The sequence below is a fragment of the Rossellomorea sp. GQ25 genome (genome assembly GCF_059758515.1).
Window position 1 is genome coordinate 1 of record NZ_JCAXEQ010000026.1, and the last position, 509, is coordinate 509.

The 509-nt window shown below is 44.2% G+C and carries 4 tRNA genes; all 4 read right to left on the reverse strand.

The window, feature by feature from the left end:
- Window positions 1-8: 8 nt before the first annotated feature.
- Window positions 9-93: transfer RNA gene (locus AC6CIB_RS23590), tRNA-Leu, on the reverse strand.
- A gap of 35 nt (window positions 94-128) precedes the next feature.
- Window positions 129-204 (reverse strand) — tRNA-Lys (locus tag AC6CIB_RS23595).
- A 29-nt stretch (window positions 205-233) separates the two neighbouring features.
- A tRNA-Thr gene (locus AC6CIB_RS23600) sits at window positions 234-309 on the reverse strand.
- A 114-nt stretch (window positions 310-423) separates the two neighbouring features.
- Window positions 424-499: transfer RNA gene (locus AC6CIB_RS23605), tRNA-Val, on the reverse strand.
- Between the last annotated feature and the right edge of the window lie 10 nt (window positions 500-509).

The following is a 509-nucleotide window of genomic DNA, read 5'->3' on the forward strand; positions in this document are numbered from 1 at the left end:
AAAATGAATGGTGCGGGTGAAGGGACTTGAACCCCCACGCCTTGCGGCGCCAGATCCTAAGTCTGGTGCGTCTGCCAATTCCGCCACACCCGCATGTATATTTGATATTTTGCTTGCGCAAAAATCTATGGTGAGCCATGAAGGACTCGAACCTTCGACCCTCTGATTAAAAGTCAGATGCTCTACCAACTGAGCTAATGGCTCATCTGAAAAGATGATATTCAAAACCAAAGTGGTGCCGGCAAGAGGACTTGAACCCCCAACCTACTGATTACAAGTCAGTTGCTCTACCAGTTGAGCTACACCGGCATATTAAATTACGGAATCTTTTATAAATATAAAAGCTTTTACGCTGAAGTAATTTAGGGAAGATATTTTGCTGACGCAATTTTCTGTAGTTTATTTTACTTGCGTAAAAAAACTTGGTGGAGGATGACGGGATCGAACCGCCGACCCTCTGCTTGTAAGGCAGATGCTCTCCCAGCTGAGCTAATCCTCCAAAATATAAA